Annotated in this window: 15 protein-coding genes; 7 read left to right on the top strand and 8 right to left on the bottom strand. The window is 44.2% G+C overall.

Going from position 1 to position 19,410, the window contains the following annotated elements; all coding sequences use genetic code 11:
- The first annotated feature begins 219 nt into the window (after positions 1-219).
- The 4 genes from AB4589_RS11705 to AB4589_RS11690 all read left to right on the top strand — a co-directional run bounded on the left by AB4589_RS11705 (position 220) and on the right by AB4589_RS11690 (position 6,272).
- Entirely contained in the window at positions 220-789 is a 570-nt protein-coding gene (locus AB4589_RS11705) for a DUF4124 domain-containing protein (protein ID WP_012602998.1), read from the top strand.
- 168 nt (positions 790-957) lie between these two features.
- On the top strand, positions 958-2,034 hold the full coding sequence (gene glnL / locus AB4589_RS11700; protein WP_017099571.1) for a nitrogen regulation protein NR(II): 1,077 nt from the start codon (positions 958-960) through the stop codon (positions 2,032-2,034).
- A gap of 110 nt (positions 2,035-2,144) precedes the next feature.
- Complete coding sequence (glnG, locus tag AB4589_RS11695) at positions 2,145-3,548, top strand: nitrogen regulation protein NR(I) (protein WP_009848040.1); 1,404 nt, start codon at positions 2,145-2,147, stop codon at positions 3,546-3,548.
- Positions 3,549-3,656: 108 nt separating this feature from the next.
- On the top strand, positions 3,657-6,272 hold the full coding sequence (locus tag AB4589_RS11690) for an EAL domain-containing protein (protein WP_372100546.1): 2,616 nt from the start codon (positions 3,657-3,659) through the stop codon (positions 6,270-6,272).
- A gap of 83 nt (positions 6,273-6,355) precedes the next feature.
- Here AB4589_RS11690 and hemN read toward each other — a convergent pair whose 3' ends face one another.
- The 5 genes from hemN to AB4589_RS11665 all read right to left on the bottom strand — a co-directional run bounded on the left by hemN (position 6,356) and on the right by AB4589_RS11665 (position 10,960).
- Entirely contained in the window at positions 6,356-7,747 is a 1,392-nt protein-coding gene (hemN, locus tag AB4589_RS11685) for an oxygen-independent coproporphyrinogen III oxidase (RefSeq protein WP_017099251.1), read from the bottom strand.
- 347 nt (positions 7,748-8,094) lie between these two features.
- A complete protein-coding gene (locus AB4589_RS11680) occupies positions 8,095-8,583 on the bottom strand; it encodes a DUF2489 domain-containing protein (protein WP_009848043.1) in 489 nt (162 codons plus the stop codon).
- A 6-nt stretch (positions 8,584-8,589) separates the two neighbouring features.
- A complete protein-coding gene (gene yihI / locus AB4589_RS11675) occupies positions 8,590-9,147 on the bottom strand; it encodes a Der GTPase-activating protein YihI (protein ID WP_004735577.1) in 558 nt (185 codons plus the stop codon).
- Positions 9,147-9,785, bottom strand: a complete 639-nt coding sequence (locus AB4589_RS11670) for a class I SAM-dependent methyltransferase (protein ID WP_372100544.1) — start codon at positions 9,783-9,785, stop codon at positions 9,147-9,149. The genes yihI and AB4589_RS11670 overlap by 1 nt, the downstream gene beginning before the upstream one ends.
- 557 nt (positions 9,786-10,342) lie before the next feature.
- On the bottom strand, positions 10,343-10,960 hold the full coding sequence (locus AB4589_RS11665) for a cytochrome c (RefSeq protein ID WP_009848044.1): 618 nt from the start codon (positions 10,958-10,960) through the stop codon (positions 10,343-10,345).
- Between the two features lie 148 nt (positions 10,961-11,108).
- Here AB4589_RS11665 and yihA point away from each other — a divergent pair, with 148 nt between their 5' ends.
- Together yihA and AB4589_RS11655 are read left to right on the top strand one after the other, a co-directional pair.
- Complete coding sequence (yihA, locus tag AB4589_RS11660) at positions 11,109-11,768, top strand: ribosome biogenesis GTP-binding protein YihA/YsxC (protein WP_009848045.1); 660 nt, start codon at positions 11,109-11,111, stop codon at positions 11,766-11,768.
- 231 nt (positions 11,769-11,999) lie between these two features.
- Complete coding sequence (locus AB4589_RS11655; protein ID WP_372100542.1) at positions 12,000-12,605, top strand: GTP-binding protein; 606 nt, start codon at positions 12,000-12,002, stop codon at positions 12,603-12,605.
- Between the two features lie 507 nt (positions 12,606-13,112).
- Here the strand turns inward: AB4589_RS11655 and polA are convergent.
- The 3 genes from polA to hemB form a co-directional block, all read right to left on the bottom strand.
- A complete protein-coding gene (gene polA / locus AB4589_RS11650; protein WP_372100540.1) occupies positions 13,113-15,914 on the bottom strand; it encodes a DNA polymerase I in 2,802 nt (933 codons plus the stop codon).
- 693 nt (positions 15,915-16,607) lie between these two features.
- Positions 16,608-17,048 (bottom strand): GNAT family N-acetyltransferase, encoded by a 441-nt coding sequence (locus AB4589_RS11645; RefSeq protein WP_009848048.1) that lies wholly within the window; start codon positions 17,046-17,048, stop codon positions 16,608-16,610.
- 81 nt (positions 17,049-17,129) lie between these two features.
- A complete protein-coding gene (hemB, locus tag AB4589_RS11640; protein WP_372100538.1) occupies positions 17,130-18,173 on the bottom strand; it encodes a porphobilinogen synthase in 1,044 nt (347 codons plus the stop codon).
- 208 nt (positions 18,174-18,381) lie between these two features.
- Here hemB and AB4589_RS11635 point away from each other — a divergent pair, with 208 nt between their 5' ends.
- Positions 18,382-19,143 carry a TatD family hydrolase gene (locus AB4589_RS11635; protein WP_371709450.1) on the top strand — a complete coding sequence of 254 codons (762 nt, stop codon included), beginning with the start codon at positions 18,382-18,384 and terminating at the stop codon, positions 19,141-19,143.
- Positions 19,144-19,410 lie beyond the last annotated feature (267 nt).

The following is a 19,410-nucleotide window of genomic DNA, read 5'->3' as shown; positions in this document are numbered from 1 at the left end:
AATTCTTACTGCAGTAAAGGCTATTGCAACATGTAAGAAGCACTAAAAAATATTAGGCTCGCCTCGCAGGCGGGCCTTTTTTCTATTCTCCCTCCCCCTGCTTCCTCGTACCATATCTTAAACAAAGCCCTCAGAGGCTGTTGCTATAAATACAATAAAATCAATAACAAAACTAACGTCAAACGTGAAAACACCTAACGGTGGAAAGAGGCTAACGATATGAAAAACATACTGTTCCTAATCGGATTAACAGTCGCATTCTCGTGCTCTGCTCAAACGGTGTACACCTGGGAAGATGAGGATGGTGTGCTTCACTTTAGTGATACCCCTACCGATCAAGGTGCGGAGGCTCTTCGCCTACCTGACGTACAAGCTTCCGCACCAGCCCCTAAATTTGAGGCCTCAACGCCTGTTGACGCTGCAGATCCCTCTACAAGTAAAACGGCAACACCAGCTCAAGCTCAGAAAAAAACAGATAACACGAAACGAGAGGTACCCGCTCAGTTAGCCCTCAGCATGCTGACTCCAGTTCATGATCAAACCATCCGCAGCAACCGTGGCTTAATCCCAATAAAAATAAAACTCAACCGCAAGCTTGGTATTGGAGAGCAGTTGCAACTGATGCTCGATGGTCGTCGTTATGGCGCTCCACAAACCCAACCTAACTGGGAATTGAAAGGTATCGATCGAGGCACTCACACCATTGCAATTCAAGCACATAGAAGCGGCAAGCTTATTGCATCTACTAGTCCAGTCACCGTGTATTTACATCGAGCGACGCTCAAGTAAGCCAATGTGTTAAAAGAGGCCAAATTACCTCTACTTTTCACCTGTTCGAAGCAGCTTTCAGCAACTCTAATGAATTATCTTTAGCTTCTGGTTGATATGCGCCATACTTGAACTTAGCTTCGCACCAATTTGGTGCAGTGAGAAAAACACCAGTTCAAGGACGAAATAGTGAATCGATCAGCCAAAAGCGACAGCATAGATACACATCATCTTTCCAGCGCCATTCTCGACAATATGGTGACCTCAACATTGATGCTCGATGAGCAACTGTATGTCCGATATGCCAACCCGGCGGCTGAACAACTCTTTTCGCAAAGTGCACGACGTATCGTTGATCACCCTCTGAGCCAACTTATCCAGCACGCCTCACTGGATTTAGCGCTGTTGACTCAACCGCTACAAAGTGGCCAGAGCATTACCGACAGTGACGTTACCTTTGTGGTTGATAACCGCCCACTAATGCTTGAGGTAACAGTGAGCCCAATCTCTTGGCAGCGAGAAACGCTGTTATTGGTTGAGATGCGCAAGATAGACCAACAAAGACGCCTCAGCCAAGAGCTCAACCAACACGCACAACAACAAGCGGCTAAACTATTGGTGCGCGGATTAGCCCATGAGATTAAGAATCCATTGGGCGGATTAAGAGGAGCCGCGCAGCTACTTGGTAAAATGCTCCCTGATCAGTCCCTTAATGAATATACGCAGATCATTATTGAGCAAGCCGACCGCCTGAGAGCTTTGGTCGATCGCCTGCTTGGCCCACAGAAACCGGGGACCAAATCGGAAGAGAACCTTCACCAAATACTTGAAAAAGTAAGGCAACTCGTCGAGCTAGAATCAGGCTCAACACTCATCATCGAACGAGACTACGACCCGAGCCTACCGGACATCTTGATGGATTCAGCACAGGTAGAACAAGCCATGCTCAACATAGTGAGCAACGCAGCTCAGATTCTGAAGGCTCAAGAATCAGGGAAAATCACCATTCGCACCAGAACGGTGCATCAAGCAAACATTCATGGTCAGCGACACAAACTCGCCGCTCGCATTGAGATCTGCGACAACGGCCCGGGTATCCCCGATGAATTGAAAGACACCCTGTTTTACCCAATGGTCAGCGGACGAGAAGGAGGTACAGGGCTAGGGCTATCGATATCTCAAAACCTGATCGATCAACACAATGGGAAAATTGATGTTGAAAGCTGGCCGGGCAACACCACATTCACGATTTATTTGCCGATATAAGCAAAGCTGGGTCTCCCACTGGAAACAACGTTTCATTAGCAACACTGAATACCGAACAATAAAAACAACAATGATTATCACAATAGATTTGGCTGCAAAGGAATTGAATTATGAGTAAAGGATACGTTTGGGTCGTCGATGACGACAGCTCTATCCGCTGGGTAGTAGAGAAAACACTTTCATCTGCGGATATAAAGTGTGAAACATTTGCTGATGCAGAGAGCGTATTACTTGCTCTTGAGCGCGAGACGCCAGATGTATTGGTATCTGATATTCGCATGCCCGGCATTGACGGTATTGAGCTTTTGCATCAGGTTCATCAACGCTCTCCCGACCTGCCAGTGATCATTATGACCGCGCACTCAGACCTTGATGCAGCGGTCAATGCTTATCAAAAAGGCGCTTTTGAGTATCTGCCTAAGCCGTTCGATATCGATGAGACACTGACTTTAGTAGAACGAGCAATCGCCCACAGCCAAGAGCAAAAGCGAGAACAGGCGAGTGAAGCAGTAGAAGACACCAACGCGCCAGAAATCATTGGCGAAGCGCCTGCGATGCAGGAAGTCTTCCGCGCCATTGGTCGTTTGTCTCGGTCATCCATTTCCGTACTGATCAATGGTGAATCAGGTACAGGTAAAGAACTAGTCGCACACGCCTTACATCGTCACAGCCCAAGAGCGAAAAAGCCCTTTATCGCCCTGAACATGGCTGCGATTCCCAAAGATCTCATCGAGTCAGAACTGTTTGGCCACGAAAAAGGCGCCTTTACCGGTGCTAACAGTGTTCGCCAAGGACGCTTCGAGCAAGCCAACGGGGGTACTCTGTTTCTTGATGAGATTGGCGACATGCCACTCGATATTCAGACTCGACTACTGCGCGTGCTGTCTGATGGCCAGTTTTATCGCGTAGGTGGACATTCTGCGGTTAAGGTCGATGTTCGTATCGTTGCCGCAACCCACCAAGATCTTGAGCGCTTAGTACATGACGGTGGTTTCCGTGAAGACCTTTTCCATCGACTCAACGTTATCCGAATCCATATTCCGGCACTGCGCGAACGTAAACAGGACATTGAAAAGCTGACTCACCACTTCCTAGCATCAGCCGCTGAAGAGCTTGGCGTAGAAGTGAAGACACTACACCCAGAGACCATTCTGAAGCTCAATCAGCTCAATTGGCCGGGTAACGTACGTCAGCTTGAGAACATTTGTCGTTGGCTAACTGTAATGGCGAGCGGCAGCGAAATACTCCCTTCGGATCTACCACCTGAGTTGTTGGAAGAGAAGGTTGTGATCAGCGAAGGTACTGATGGTAATTGGCAACAACTGCTGGCTAATTGGGCCAAGAGTGCGCTTGATTCCGGCGAAAAAGAGCTGCTGACTTATGCTCTACCCGAGTTTGAACGTATATTATTAGAGGCCGCACTCAACCATACTAATGGCCATAAACAAGATGCAGCGAAAGTTTTAGGATGGGGAAGAAATACCCTTACTCGTAAACTCAAAGAGTTGTACTGATCTTTATATGCCTCTACATACATATTTTTTAAAGCTAAAAAAGTGTCGCTTGCTTTGAATAGTATCGGTACAATTACAGTACACTATCTATCCAAACTGTAGCTAAAGATGTCTTTGAAAACACAAATTACCTTGAGAACCGCAGTGGTTCTGCCATTCGTGATGATATTTCTCTTCACTATGGGCGTAATGATTTTCACTCAAAAGCAAAGCTACAAGGAGATGGTGAGTGATATTAGTGCGCGCCAACTAACATCACTCACTGATAACGTTCATCAAAGCCTTGCCGATTTTTTAGAAAAGCCATTTCACGCTAACCTTTCACTAAGTCATAACATCGGTTATCACAACCTTTATAAAGAGGGAAATCTTAGTCAAGTTCAAGACTATATTCTTTATAAGTTTTCTGCGCATTTTCAAGCGATCCCTCAGCTTGATGTAATCGGCTTTGGTTCTGAAGATGGTAACTATGTCGGCTTTCGAAAAGAAACAAACCGCGGCTTAACTTTAATGGCCCGGGATGATCGAACTCAAGGCAAACTTGTCATTTATCGTGGTAATGCGATTAGCGGAGACATTCGAACCATAATTTCAGGTTATGACCCTAGAGTTCGCCCTTGGTACACTCCAGTCGTGACACAGAACAAGGCTGTATGGTCATCAATTTATGCCAATGCAGATGAACGACAAGAGATCACTTTATCGGCTCTCGCTCCTATCTATAGTGATAACGAGCTCAAAGGTGTCCTCGCCAGCGATATTAAGATCAACACCTTTAATGCTTTTCTCAAGGATCTCAAAGATAAAACGGATGCCTCTGTTTATATTATTGATAAGCAACAGCGCTTAGTCGCTCATTCGGGCGGAGGCAGCGTGGTCTCTTGGGGAACAGGACAAACAGACAAAGGCCAGCGCTTGTTAGCAACAGAGAGTGCTAACGCGGTAATACGTGAAAGTGCCCGTTATGTAGATAAGTTTCATCTAATCGATGATTTAAATGTGCAGCGCTTTAGTTTTAATTTAGATAACGAACGATATTTCAATCAACTTACCCCTTATGAAGATGAGTACGGCATCACTTGGATTATTGGTATGTCGATCCCAGAAAGTAGCCTACTTGGTGAGTTACCAAAAAACCAAAGAAACAGTTGGTTACTCGGTCTAACGCTCAGTTGCATTGGTATTATCGCTGGATTAATTGCCTTTAATCGCGTAACTCAACCCATCACTTCAACTGCAGGGGCAGCAAAGCGCCTCGCCAAAGGTGACTGGGATACGAGCATGCCAAAAACGGGCAATATCTATGAAATTAGCATGTTAACTGCGTCATTTAATGAAATGACCAACAATTTGAAGGCTTCTTTTCAGGCGTTACAGGCTCAACTTACCTATGACTCATTAACTAAACTGTATAGTCGTGAAGGCTTTATTGATACAGCCAAGAAAAACCCTGAAAACGAAAAAGGTACACTTTACTTAATTGGTATTGACCGCTTTCGAGATATTAATGATAGCCTCGGCCATTACAATGGTGACCAACTGCTTATCATTGCGGCTGCTCGTTTAAGAGGTACGCTGCCATCGAACTTCCTGTTAGCTCGAACTGGCGGGGATGAATTTGCGATTTACGCTCCTAACATCAATCAAATAGATGACGTCCAGCTACTGACGAGCCGCTTGCTTCGAATCTTTACCTCCCCATTTGCCATGGAATCAGAAAGCGTGGTGATCAAAGTATCAATGGGTGTAGTGAATGTCTCGAACGTCAACGACATTACACTGCTGCTACGCAACAGCAGTATAGCCTTGAGCAACGCAAAGCAAGACAAAACCAGTGTCAGTATTTACAACCCAGAAATGGGCAAAGCATCGAGATATCGTACCAAGATGCTGGCACGTCTTAACAAGGCAATTGAGCTTCAGCAGTTCGAGCCCTTCTATCAGCCTATAATCGACCTGGAATCCGGAGCTACCATAGGTGCCGAGGCTTTGGCTCGTTGGGTAACGGACGAGGGTATAATCTCACCTTTGGAGTTCATTCCTTTAGCAGAAGAAACAGGATTGATCTACGACATTGGTAAGCAGATTTTGCACAAGTCATGTCGAGATGCCGCAATTGCGATTGAATCTGGAAAATGGAATAAAGACTTCTCTATTCACGTTAACTTATCTGTCGACCAACTGAGTGAAAGCGGATTCATTGAATTGGTTAAAACCACGCTGCGTGACACCAAATTACCAGCCCAAAACCTGACGCTAGAGATCACTGAATCACGCATCGTCGACAATGACCAAACCATCATCGATAATATGCTGACGCTAAAAGCACTAGGCATCTCGATTGCAATTGATGACTTTGGTACCGGCTATTCGTCACTGGCTTACTTACACAAACTGCCATTTGATTGCTTAAAGATCGATCGCAGCTTCGTCAGTAAATTGGAAAAAGAGAACCTAGACAGCTCCATCGTCGCGGCCATCGTCAACATTACCAAGGGTTTCAAAGTGAGTTTGGTGGCAGAAGGCGTTGAAACACAACAACAAGCTGAACTACTCAAGCAGCTTCAATGCCCATTAGCTCAAGGTTTCTTATACAGCCGTCCAGTTCCGTTTGACCAATGGCCTACCGACCTCGGCAGTAAGCTAAATGCCAAGTTTAAAACGAATAACAAAGTCGAACAAAACGCAGAGGCTAAACAGGGCACCAAAGAGAGCCTCACCTAAATCAGGCAGAAACCGAATGAGTCAGATACAAAAATGCCAGCATGATGCTGGCATTTTTTATGTTTCTATTCTCTATCGAGTTATTAGATGACGCGAGAGAATTGCTGTTGGCGAGCCTTGGCACGTAGGTATTTATCAAAACACATACAGATGTTACGGATCAGCAAACGGCCACGCAAAGTTACGCGGATTTCTTTGTCATCGACTTCAACCAACTCATCGTTGATAAAGGTTTGTAGAAGCTCTAAGTCTTCTTTGAAGTAGCGATTAAAGTTAACCGAGAACTCAGATTCGATCATTGTTTTATCAAGCTTGAAGTTACAAATCAGCTGCTTGATCACTTCTCGACGTAGAAGGTCGTCACTGTCTAGAGCTACACCTTTCCAAAGTGCATGACGCAGGTCATTCACCTGAGCGTAGTACTTCTTCAGCTCTTTTTGGTTTTGTGCGTAAGCATCACCAACCATAGAAATCGCAGAAACACCGAAGCCAATTAGGTCAGCTTCACCTTGAGTAGTGTAACCTTGGAAGTTACGATGCAGAATACCTTCACGTTGTGCTACGGCTAGCTCGTCTTCAGGTAATGCGAAGTGATCCATACCTATGAACTGATAACCCGCCCCGGTTAGCGTCTCGATAGTATCTTGTAAGATAGCCATCTTCTCTTTAGCTTCAGGTAGGTCTTCATCTTTTATCTTACGCTGCGCAGCAAACAGTTGCGGCATGTGTGCGTAGTTAAATACAGATAAACGGCCCGGCTTCATTTCTAACACTTGCTTCAATGTTTCAGCGAACAAAGCTTGAGTCTGCTTTGGTAGGCCGTAGATCAAATCCAGGTTAGTTGAACGGAAGCCTAGCTCTGTCGCACGTTGAACCATTGCAATAATGAACTCTTCATCTTGCTCACGGTTAACCAGCTTCTGTACTTCTTTATTAAAGTCTTGCACGCCAATGCTCAGGCGGTTGAAGCCTTCATTTCGAAGGTGGTCAAGTACGTCTAGCTCAATCTCACGCGGGTCAACTTCAATACTGATTTCAGCGTCAGCGGTGAAGTTAAACTCTTCACGCAAAATGCCCATCAAACGAGTGATTTGTGTTTTGGTCAAGAACGTTGGTGTACCACCACCGAAGTGCAGTTGAGTCACTTTACGGCCATTCAATAAAGAGGCGCGCTGGCGGATTTCATGTTCAATCACATCCAAGTACTCATCCGCTTTATGCGAGTGACGAGTAATGACTTTATTACAACCACAGTAGTAACAAAGCTTATGGCAGAACGGGATATGCACGTAAAGAGAGAGTGGACGCTCAGGGTACTGAGTACACGCCATGTCGTAATCAGCGACGGTAAACGCTTCATGAAACTCCAACGCTGTTGGATATGAAGTGTAACGAGGTCCCGAATAGTTGTACTTGTTTAAGATCTCTTGATCCCAAACGATTTGCTGATTCGTTGTTACTGGCTTGCTCGACATAGCGGTAATTCCAATTTAGATCCACGAGAACCTAAGGTCTCTCAAATCATTTTACATACATTAAAATATAGACGGGTTATTTTGCCACACGACCAGTAAGGTCGTTCCAAGACAAAATCAATTTTTCAGACAAAAACTCAGAACTGCTAGCTTGATCACTAACAAAGCGTCGGGATTAACAAGACGCAAAAGGTAAGAAGGCTCATTTAACATCGTCTATTAAAAGACAAGGCGACTTAAAAACAAGATGCATTTAAGATGAAAAGTCTTAAAGGCATAGGTATTAAAAGCAGCACGTCTTAAAAATGGAGTGTTCAACAAGCCTCTATATTAAATAGTCTTAGTGACTAGATCATCTGAATGTTGATTTGGTTGTTGAGAGGCTTAACCTTCTCCTGCAACCTTTTCAAATCTTCGATGACCGCATCATTCAAGCGAGTCTCTGCCTTATGGCGCGTGAGATTCTGCTGCATGCGATCTTTCTTCGTCAGTTCCTGTCTTGCATCTCCGCGAGCCATATCTTTTACGATATGGTACAGCTCAGAAAGAGCAGGATACTCAGAATCAAAATCGACACGCTCATCACCCTGAACGTTATCCATAATGATACACACTCGGATACTGATCTCAGGTAAGTCACACTGGCCTTGAATACCCGCTAAGCACAAAGTATTTACGTTTTCGTAAATCGTCGCGTTACGTTTTTCAATGGCAAGTGCTTGATGCTGCTTTTGCAACTCCGTCTGCTTCTTCACTTGAAGTAGAAGGTAACCTGCGTAAGAGCCCAAGCCGAGAATGATAATTCCACCAGCAATTGCTAATAAGGTTACGTTCATTGGCTATTAACCTTTAAAGCTGTCTAAGTCGAAATCTTCGAATTGAGATAGCAAGTCTTCGTCAGAGCTTGCTTTCTTCTTAGAGGCAACAGGTGCTTCTTCGAAGATCTCTTCTTCATCGTCTTCTGGCTCTAGCAGACCTAAGCGGCCCATTAGGTGTTCGATACGATCAAGTTTCTCATCAACAAACTTCTGCAGACCAGCACCTAGGTTTTCACCATTTTCGATACGATCTAGCAATGTGTTCAGTTGAGCATCATTCTCAAGCATCTCTAACTCTTGTTCGTTAGATAGCTTGCGCTCTTGTTTCGTCGACTTCTTCGCTGGTTCAACAATCAGCGGGATTTTTTTCTTGCTGCCTAAACGAGGGTCACGAGCTAGTGCAGCTTTACGCTGTTTTGCTTCGCTACCATCAGAGTGACGGCTGCCAGACTTAAGGCCTTTACGCTTTTTAACACGCTTACGTTCACGACCTTCAACATCAGATTCACTACGGTTACGAGTAACCATAGGTTCCGGAGCGCCAAGTGCTCCCGGTTTTCTTGATTTCTTACTACGACCCATTACTGCACTTTCCTCAGTAAAATTACATCATTTCCAAAAAATTCTAGTTCGAGCTTATCCCGCTCTGCCAAAAACTGGAATGTTTGACGACTAAAGAAGACGACATGTGTCGGGTCATTCTTGTAGTGCCAACCAGCAAACGCGTCTACGTCTATTACTAGTTTAGTCATAAGACCAATCCAGCCCTTGGGTTTAACTAAATTCAACCATTGCTGCCACACTTTGTCTGGGTGATAAAGATGCTCTATCACCTCCGTGGCAGTCATAAAGTCATACGCTTTTTCCAACACAGAAGTTTCTGGGTGGTAATAGATATCGTACAACTCCATGGTGTGTCCGGCTTCTTCTAACATAATAGATAGCGTAGGGCCTGGGCCACAACCAAAATCCAACCCGTGTGAGTTAGATGGAATTTTGTCTGTTAGTGGATCCGCGATGCGAGATAGAAAACGGCGATAGCCTGCATCACTAGGATCGTTCTCATGGAGATCATAGTGTGCTTTCTCTTCTTTTGCTTCTAACCTTTGTTCAGGTTTAACAAATACCAGTTCACATTGCTGACACTGCAGATAGGCTCTGCGTTTGTCTTCAAAATAGTGATTCACGCCTTGGTGATGGCATAAGGGACAAGTATACATAGCACATCCTTAAACAGGGATGCGAAACATACCAGAAACTGAGTTTATAGTGGAGAGGTATTGGGTGTTTTTTCATCAAATCAATAAAAAAAGCGATAGGAAAACCTATCGCTCTCTAAATCTGCCTATATCGGCCAAAATTTGCATACTCAACTTGGTACACAAATCTCCATTTGTTATTGGTGCTTTCCATGCCAAATTTGTTTGTTGTTCATCGTCCTGATGAGTTTTGGCTATCCTTTTCTAACACCTTGTTGCTGGGCTGTCCTAGCCTGATCCGTTTCTGTCTATACCGTTAGACTAGATGACCATCCGTATCTAAGTCAGCTCCTAGCTGATGGCGGCTACTTTACCTTTTTACAAAAAGACTACAAGAGTGCGAGCTCACACTTTTGTACACAATTCGAACAAGCATTGATAAATTAGACATTAACACAAACCGGATATATAAAATCAATACAAAAGAAAACGCCCCAACCATTACTGATCGGGGCGTCTCTTCAATCTCGCTCGAACGTACATTTCATTACTCTGGCTAAGAGCAAGAAACCGACATATTAGTGTAAACCACCAACGTACTTCGATAAGGTATCAATATCTGCGTCTGTTAACTTTTTAGCTACATCACGCATCATCGCATTCATGTCGTTATTACGGTTACCATCGCGGAATTTCTCAAGTTGAGCCTTGATGTAATCTGCGTGCTGACCTGAAATCTTAGGGAAACCAGAAAGTTCGGTACCATTACCACGAGGGCCGTGACAAGCAATACAAGCCGTTACGCCGCGTTCTGCGTTACCCGCAGTGTAAAGAACCTTACCTTCATCTACTACATTTTCAGGAGTAGAGTTACTAGAGATAGGGAGAGATGCGTAGTATGCCGCTAGGTCAGCCATATCTTCTTCAGATAAAGGCATCGCCATTGCACCCATTACAGGCTCGTAACGACCTTGTTTACCACCACTCGTCATACCTAGCTTAAGCTCTTTTAACTGCTTCTCTAGATACTTCTCATGTTGACCAGCCAGCTTAGGATACTGAGTGATCAGACTGTTGCCGTCAGCACCGTGGCAGGCAACACATGTTTGTGATTTGGCTTTACCAGCTTCAATACTACCTTGAGCCCATACTGAGCAGCTGGCTAAAAGACTCAAAATTAGCGCTAATTTCTTCATGACATTCCATTATAATTATCAAGCTTCCAGTACCACTCTATGTTGCCACTCATGGTACAATAGGCGACCTTATGCCGAGCACGGTTATTTTACACAAATTCACAAAAAAGTAATCAATCGACTACACAAAGTCGAGATGGAGTTAACAGTGAGCGTAAAAATTCATTATCAAAACACGCATTTCATTACCAGTGCACCTGATATTCGTCACTTACCAGAAGACGAAGGGATCGAAATTGCGTTTGCAGGACGCTCCAATGCTGGTAAATCTAGCGCACTAAACCGCGTTACAAACCAAAAAAGCTTGGCGAAAACCAGTAAAACCCCAGGTCGAACTCAGCTAATTAACCTATTTAAGGTTACCGACGGCTGTCATATTGTCGATTTACCGGGATATGGCTTCGCTCAAGTACCGCTTGAGATGAAGAAAAAATGGCAGAAGTCGCTAGGTGAATACCTACAACGACGTGAAAGCCTAAAAGGTTTAGTGGTATTGATGGATATCCGTCACCCAATGAAGGACCTTGACCAACAAATGATCTACTGGGCTATCGATAGCCGCATCCCAGTACAGGTTTTGTTAACAAAAGCAGACAAACTGAAAAGCGGTGCGCGTAAAGCACAGCTACTGAAAATCCGTAATGATGCGAAATCTTTCGGTGGTGATGTAGCGGTTGATGTCTTCTCTTCAATGAAGGGCATCGGCGTTGACCAACTGCGTGCCAAGATGGATGAGTGGTTTGCACCTGTGTTTGCTGATCAAATCATTGATGAGCTAGCGGACGAAGAGCAAAACGACTCAGAGTAATTCCTCTATCTAGAGCTTTATCTATTAATTAGAGGTTAAAGCACTGACAACACGTGATTTAGCCTTATCAATACCCTGCCTTTTATAGGTGGGGTATTTTTTTACCCACAAATTAGTGAGTTAAACCTAGATCTTGAGAGTTAAAGACAAGATTAATCAGTTAGAAGCGAGAGAAGTGAACCATACTAAAAGACAACCTTTAACAAACTAAACAGTGAGAAAGGAATACTCATGTGGAAAAAACCCTTGGCGACCATCGCACTTATATTGATCTCATTTTCCGGTGTAGCATCTGAAGCGGAACAGCCCAAGACCGAGGCCGCTCTAGTCAATGTTGATATGACTTTAGACCTAGATGGTATGGAAAAGTATGCAAAAGACGCGAGTGAGTCCCTTGAGGTGATATCGCAATCTTTGCAGGCGATAGTCAACAACCCCAACCTCAGCAATGACCAACAACAAGCCCTGAATCAAACCGTTGAAAGCCTCAATCAGCTTGCGAGCTCCACCAAGACATCACTCAATCAACTCCCACAAGTCTTAGACCAATCTCGACTCGCCTTTAAGAAAACCAGTCAATTACTGCTAGATGATATCCAAACTAAAATCATTATTGCGTTGGCAGCCGTTATCGCTGTCATTGTTATCGCGTTGACCGCTATCTATCTACTTATCCTAAAACCCATGCAGCAAACCTTGGTGGAAGCGACCAACAATATCTCTTCTATGGCGCAATCTATCCAGATCACGGCCGAAGCTCTGAAATACAGCACCGAGAAACAACAGGAAATCATGGACTACATTGAGCATTCACCCACTCAATGTCCTGATAAATAAGACGTAAGCGATCAATGTATTATGAGTTACTTGTAAAATAAAAGTTATTTTCAAGAATAAAACAATGCACTTAGAGACGGATTAAAATTACCAATTGCTGATTGAATTCCAGATCTAAGGCAATCAAGTGTTTATCACGCTGCTTGGGGGAAACGTAACAAAAGGCACTAAAAATGGGAGATTTTACGGGGGAATAGTAGGTTGGAGATATTTTTCTTTCGCACAAGAAAAAACGCCCCAGTCAAATACTGACTGGGGCGGCTGAATCAGCCTAATCCAATAACGTGAAACAAAAGGTCTGAAAGATAGAACATCTTACCTCTGTACCCTACAAGATTTAATGTACAACAATTGCTCAGAAATGAAAACCATTTTTGTAGTTTTTTTTCATGAACGTTTTATTAAAACACCCAAAATCTTCTTATGACTTAACTTTATTCGAGACAAAAAAAAGCCAGTGTTTGTGCACTGGCTCATACTAATTTACTCAATAAGGTCAAAAACTGATTAGTGGGCTTGATCCCAGTTGTCACCGTGGCCAGCTTCCGCGACAAGCGGTACTTCTAGCTCTGCGGCGGATTCCATCAATTCTTGTACTTTACTTTCAATTTCGGCTAAAGCTGACTCTTCCACTTCGAAGACCAATTCATCGTGTACTTGCATAAGCAGTTTCACACGACCATCGCCTTCCGCTTGAATCCATTCATCAACCAACAGCATCGCTTTCTTAATGATATCTGCTGCTGTGCCCTGCATTGGCGCGTTGATTGCCGCACGTTCAGCAGCCTTACGACGCATGCCATTTCGAGATTGAATCTCAGGAAGGTGCAGACGACGACCGTAAATGGTTTCAACAAAGCCTTGCTCTGAAGCCGCGCTGCGTGTGTCTTCCATATACTGCATCACACCTGGGTAACGCTCAAAGTAAGTATCCATGTAGTGTTGTGCTTCGCCACGAGGAATACCTAGCTGCTTAGCCAAACCAAAAGCACTCATGCCGTAGATAAGACCAAAGTTAACCGCTTTAGCACGACGACGCTGCTCAGTGGTCACACTCTCAATATCAACACCAATGATCTCAGCAGCCGTTGCCGCGTGGATATCTTTGCCTTGTTGGAATGCTTCCAGCAGCGCTTTATCACCCGATAGGTGCGCCATGATACGCAATTCAATTTGAGAGTAATCGACCGCTAGAATCTTCCAACCATGCTGTGCAACGAATGCTTGGCGGATACGACGACCTTCTTCATTACGAATTGGGATGTTCTGTAGGTTTGGATCAGTCGAAGACAAACGGCCCGTCGCGGTCACCGCTTGATGATAAGACGTATGAACACGACCAGTCTCAGCGTTGATCATCTTCGGCAGTTTATCTGTGTACGTCGACTTAAGCTTCGCAAGACCACGATACTCAATGATCAACTTAGGTAGCGGGTAATCAAGCGCCAGCTCTTGAAGCACTTCTTCGTTGGTTGAAGGTGCACCTGATGGCGTTTTCTTGATAACTGGCAGACCCATTTTCTCAAACAGGATCGCTTGCAGTTGTTTTGGCGAGTTCATATTGAACTCTTGCTCTGCTATCTCGTAAGCTTTCTGCTCTAGCTCATCCAGACGAACCGCAATCTCTTGCGATTGAGCCCCTAACAACATGTCATCAATGAATACACCTGTGCGTTCAATGCGAGACATCACAGGGATCAGCGGTACTTCGATTTCTTCATAGATGGTTTTTAGCTTTTCATCTTGCTCAATGTTTTCCATCAGGCGGTTATGAAGACGTAATGTCACATCAGCATCTTCTGCAGCGTATGGAGACGCCTCACCCAGTTCAATCTGGTTGAAAGTAAGCTGTTTCTTACCTTTACCTGCGATTTGCTCAAATGAGATGCAGCTGTGCTGAAGGAAACGCAGCGCTAGGCTGTCCATATCATGCTTGCCACCTACGCTGTTGAAAACGTAAGACGCCAGCATGGTATCGTGTTTGATGCCTTTCATCTCGATACCGTAGCGCGCTAGCACACTCATATCGTACTTCAGGTTTTGACCCACTTTAGCTTGAGCATCATCTTCAAGAATCGGTTTCAGTTGTTCAAGTACCCAATCACGATCCAGCTGTTGCGGTGCATCTAGGTAATCATGAGCAACCGGTACGTAAGCGGCAACGCCCTCGTCCGTCGCAAATGATAGACCGACCAGGTTCGCCACCATGTAATCAAGGCTGTCTGTCTCAGTATCAAAAGCAAACAATTCAGCTGCTTTAAGCTTTTCTAACCAAACATTGAATGACGCTTCATCTAGAATCGTTTCGTAGTTGCTACGATCAATCGTCACGGCAGACGTATTCATCTCTACAGTAGAAGCGCTGCTACGTACTGATCCAGCTCCCGCTGCGGAAGATTTCTCATCCGCCTCAACCACTCCGCTGCCACCTTCAAGGAGCTCGTTCAGCCAAGATTTGAAAACCAATTGACCGTATAGCTTGATCAACTCATCGATATTGGGTTGAGCTTTTACCAATGATTCTGGTGTCTCTTCAAGCTCAACATCTAGCTTGATTGTTGCAAGCTCGTAGGACATGTCAGCATTGGCTTTATTATCAGCCAGCTTCTTAGCCATCGTCTTCGAACCGCGGAAACCAAGCGCCGCAATATCATCAAGATTCTGATACAACTTTTCGATACTACCAATGCCTTGTAGTAAAGCCGTCGCTGTCTTGTCACCCACACCCGGAACACCAGGGATGTTATCGACTTTATCGCCCATCAGTGCCAAGTAATCGATGATCAGTTCTGGTGGGATACCAAACTTCTCAATCACACCTTCGCGATCCATTACCACGTTGGTCATGGTGTTGATCAGAGTAACGTTGGCATCAACTAACTGCGCCATATCTTTATCACCAGTACTGATAAGTACAGGCATCCCCATCGCAGAAGCTTGAGAAGCAAGCGTACCAATCACGTCATCTGCTTCAACGCCAGGAATAGAGATAAGTGGCAAACCCATCGCACGAATCACATTGTGCAATGGTTCTATCTGGCAACGAAGATCGTCAGGCATAGGTGGGCGGTTTGCTTTGTACTCTGGGTACATGTCATCACGGAACGTTTTCCCTTTCGCATCAAAAATAACCGCAATACGATCAGAAGCAAATTGACGCATCATGCTGCGTAGCATGTTAACTACACCATAAACAGCGTTCGTTGGGATATCACCATTGCTCATGGTGCCAGGGTAAGCATGGAACGCGCGATATAGGTAAGAAGAGCCATCGATCAGAATCAATGGATTATCAGGAATACGAGCCATAATATTTGTGAATCCAGTAAGTACAGAAATTATCTGTTAAGAATGCCACGTCTGTTGGTTGGATTCCATGTTGTCGATCTGTATCCGTTCACTCGGTTGTATTCGTTATAATCGATTTGTTGTTATTTTTTGTTCTTAGACGCAAGCGTTCTGTGGATAACTCTGTTTATATTATTTATCCACCCTGTTGAGAAGTAAGGTTAACAAATCAAAAAACACCAGCAACACACTGAAAATAAAGAATAATTCTACAGATCGAACATATGATCAACGATCTTTTTACGATCCTGCATTGTGGAAAAGAATGCTGATGGCGTTTTATTCATAAAAAAACGTGCCACTAAATATGCATATTGTTGAATTGGAGGTATAAAAAAAGCGACACCCGAAGATGTCGCCTAGCAAAAACTGGTAAAGCCATTCAAATTGAATACCACAGCTTTACCTAAAAGCTATAAATTACACTGGAAGCAATGTGAGCAATGTCGTGTCAAAAAGAACTTAGTACAAGTTCGCGAGAATTCTGTTGGGTAACCAAGTTGATACTTGAGTACTTAACATCCTTGTGAACATTTCCTCATTCCCTAAGACAGGGTTAATAATAATGATTCTCATTTAATAGTCAACAAATAAATGATAATAAATCTCATTAAATTCATTTTAAATGATTTATCACCCCGATAAAGCAAATCATTAAGCTGATAATTGCTTCACGAAATGGATTCGATTTTCATTAATCTCTTCTTTTTCTTCCAATTTTTCAATTCGATATCCATTTTTCAATAGTAAACACAGCATCGCAGGAAACTGGTTACGAGATTTTACTTTCAGCTGCTCATAACCCCGCTCTTGTGCCCACTGCTCCTGAACATCTAATTGAGCCTGTGCGACCCCCTTATTTCTTGCAAGCGGTGACACACCACCAAACCAACTATAGAAAGTATTTGAGTTAAGCTCATAACCAATTTTAAAGCCGAGTAACACGTTCGCCTCTTCAGCCACTAAGATCAGGCTCTTTTTCCCTTCAAGCCGAGCTGCCAGTGAAGCGACACTCTCTTTTCTAGCAAATTCAGAGATCTGCTCGACAACAGACACAACCTCTCCCAGTGAACCTTCACGTACTATGACTGACATCTTCTTCCATCCTCATAAGCGAAAGGGCTGACACAATGGCCAACCCTTTTACTGAATATCACTTAAGTTAACGTTAAGTTGTTACTTTTCTTTTAAGTGCTTGGCTGCTTGTGCATTGTCTTCAGCAAGCCACTCTGCAACATCTTTAGCGAAGTAAGTCAGAATGCCATCAGCACCAGCACGCTTAAAGCACAGCAGTAATTCCATAACGGTGTCGCGTTCTTTCAGCCAACCGTTTTGAATTGCTGCTTTGTGCATCGCATACTCACCAGACACTTGATAAGCATACGTTGGTGCTTGAAGTTCATGTTTCACACGACGCACGATGTCTAAGTAAGGCATGCCTGGCTTAACCATCACCATATCCGCACCTTCATTAAGATCCATTGCCACTTCGTGAATCGCTTCATCGCTGTTGGCAGGATCCATCTGGTAGTTCTTCTTATTACCACCTTTCAGGTTCGAAGCACTGCCGACTGCATCACGAAATGGGCCGTAATAACACGATGCGTATTTCGCAGAGTACGCCATAATCTGAGTATGAATATAACCCGCTTCCTCTAACGCTTCGCGGATCTTACCAATACGACCATCCATCATATCCGACGGAGCAACCACATCTGCACCGGCTTCAGCATGCGATAACGCCTGCTGAATCAACACTTCAGTCGTTTCATCATTCATCACGTAACCATCTTCATCGATGATGCCGTCCTGCCCGTGAGTAGTAAATGGGTCCAGTGCAACATCAGTAATCACACCCATATTTGGCACGTGCTCTTTTAATGAACGTACCGCACGCTGCACTAAACCTTCTGAATTATGAGCTTCAGCCGCGCATAAGCTTTTAGCATCTTGGTTCACGACCGGAAACAGAGCAATCGCCGGAACACCCAATTTTGACAGGTAATCCGCTTCTTCAAGCATCAGATCGATCGACAAGCGTTCAACACCCGGCATTGACTCGACAGGCTCGCGGCGGTCTTTACCCATCAGGATAAACATTGGGTAGATGAGGTCATCCACAGACAATTGATTTTCTGCCATTAGGCGACGGCTAAAGTCGTGTTTACGCATACGGCGCATACGGCGACCTGGGAATTGACCTTGAATTGAAACAGACACTAGATTCTCCTTGCCTAGTCTAAGCACCGAAATGCTTAGATATGAAAAGTGCTAAATACAGGCAAAAGCATATCACTGATGGCTCAGGACGCTAGCAGTAAAATATAAAACCCACTCAAAAACAGGGATAAATGGCAAAAAATGACCTTCTCCTCACACTGCCGTATACTCATGACAACTCAGTAAAGACTGCTTTCAGGACAAAATAATGATCGACACCCATGCTCATATTTACGCGAGCGAATTCGATGAAGACCGTGAACAAGTCGTGCAACGCGCACTGGCTCAAGGTATTGATACCATTCTATTGCCGAACATCGATTTAGAATCTATCGAGCCCATGTTAGCGACGGAAGCTCAGTTTCCTGATGTGTGTCGTTCAATGATGGGCTTACACCCTTGTTATGTGGATGCGAATATCGAGCAAACCCTCAAAACCATTCGAGCTTGGTTTGATAAACATGACTTTATCGCCGTGGGTGAGATTGGTATCGACTTGTACTGGGATAAAACCTTCAAGGCTGAACAAGAGATGGCTTTCGTGACTCAACTGCAGTGGGCAAAAGATCTAGACCTACCTGTCGTAATCCACACGCGTGATTCCATTGAAGAGACACTTGCCCTGCTTCGCCAAGAACAAGATGGCAGCTTACGTGGCGTATTCCACTGCTTTGGCAGCAGCTTAGAGGAAGCCCAGGCAATCAACGAGCTAGGCTTTCACTTAGGTTTAGGCGGTGTATCGACCTTTAAGAACTCAGGAATGGACAAAGTGATTCCACATCTTGATATGAATTACGTCATTCTAGAGACAGATTGCCCATACTTGGCACCAACACCGAATCGCGGTAAACGTAATGAGCCAGCCTACACGGAATTGGTAGCAAAACGCATCGCTGAATTGCGCGGGATTAGCCTTGAAGAGGTCGACACCACAACTTCAAAAAATGCTAGCACCCTCTTTAATATATAAGACCTTACTTCACATAATACTTTAGAGTTATTCATTGAAATGCATAGGTACATTGTTTAATATTGACGATTATAATAAATAAAAGTCAAATTGAGATGATTATGTGTAATCACACTATTCACTTACAACGTCAACATCGAACCCTATGGCATAAAATTTTGGGCATCAAAGAGCTCTATATATGTCAGAACTGTGGCTATCAGTTAAAGGTTCGATAAAATCGACATAATAAAAAAGCGGCCTCGGGCCTAATGCCGATCAGTTAAA

This window comes from Vibrio sp. 10N.222.49.A3 (assembly GCF_041475145.1).
In the GTDB taxonomy this organism is placed as follows: Bacteria; Pseudomonadota; Gammaproteobacteria; order Enterobacterales; family Vibrionaceae; genus Vibrio; species Vibrio tasmaniensis_A.
This window is presented reverse-complemented; position numbering and strand designations above follow the sequence as displayed.

What these genes read in the sequence shown, in the direction of transcription:
- AB4589_RS11690 (WP_372100546.1), top strand. Translation starts at nt 3,657, where the DNA reads ATGTCTTTGAAAACACAAATTACCTTGAGAACCGCAGTGGTTCTGCCA.
- yihI (WP_004735577.1), bottom strand. Translation starts at nt 9,147, where the DNA reads ATGGGTCGTAGTAAGAAATCAAGAAAACCGGGAGCACTTGGCGCTCCG.
- glnG (WP_009848040.1), top strand. Translation starts at nt 2,145, where the DNA reads ATGAGTAAAGGATACGTTTGGGTCGTCGATGACGACAGCTCTATCCGC.
- AB4589_RS11670 (WP_372100544.1), bottom strand. Translation starts at nt 9,785, where the DNA reads ATGTATACTTGTCCCTTATGCCATCACCAAGGCGTGAATCACTATTTT.
- AB4589_RS11635 (WP_371709450.1), top strand. Translation starts at nt 18,382, where the DNA reads ATGATCGACACCCATGCTCATATTTACGCGAGCGAATTCGATGAAGAC.
- hemN (WP_017099251.1), bottom strand. Translation starts at nt 7,747, where the DNA reads ATGTCGAGCAAGCCAGTAACAACGAATCAGCAAATCGTTTGGGATCAA.
- polA (WP_372100540.1), bottom strand. Translation starts at nt 15,914, where the DNA reads ATGGCTCGTATTCCTGATAATCCATTGATTCTGATCGATGGCTCTTCT.
- AB4589_RS11705 (WP_012602998.1), top strand. Translation starts at nt 220, where the DNA reads ATGAAAAACATACTGTTCCTAATCGGATTAACAGTCGCATTCTCGTGC.
- AB4589_RS11655 (WP_372100542.1), top strand. Translation starts at nt 12,000, where the DNA reads ATGTGGAAAAAACCCTTGGCGACCATCGCACTTATATTGATCTCATTT.
- AB4589_RS11665 (WP_009848044.1), bottom strand. Translation starts at nt 10,960, where the DNA reads ATGAAGAAATTAGCGCTAATTTTGAGTCTTTTAGCCAGCTGCTCAGTA.
- AB4589_RS11680 (WP_009848043.1), bottom strand. Translation starts at nt 8,583, where the DNA reads ATGAACGTAACCTTATTAGCAATTGCTGGTGGAATTATCATTCTCGGC.
- AB4589_RS11645 (WP_009848048.1), bottom strand. Translation starts at nt 17,048, where the DNA reads ATGTCAGTCATAGTACGTGAAGGTTCACTGGGAGAGGTTGTGTCTGTT.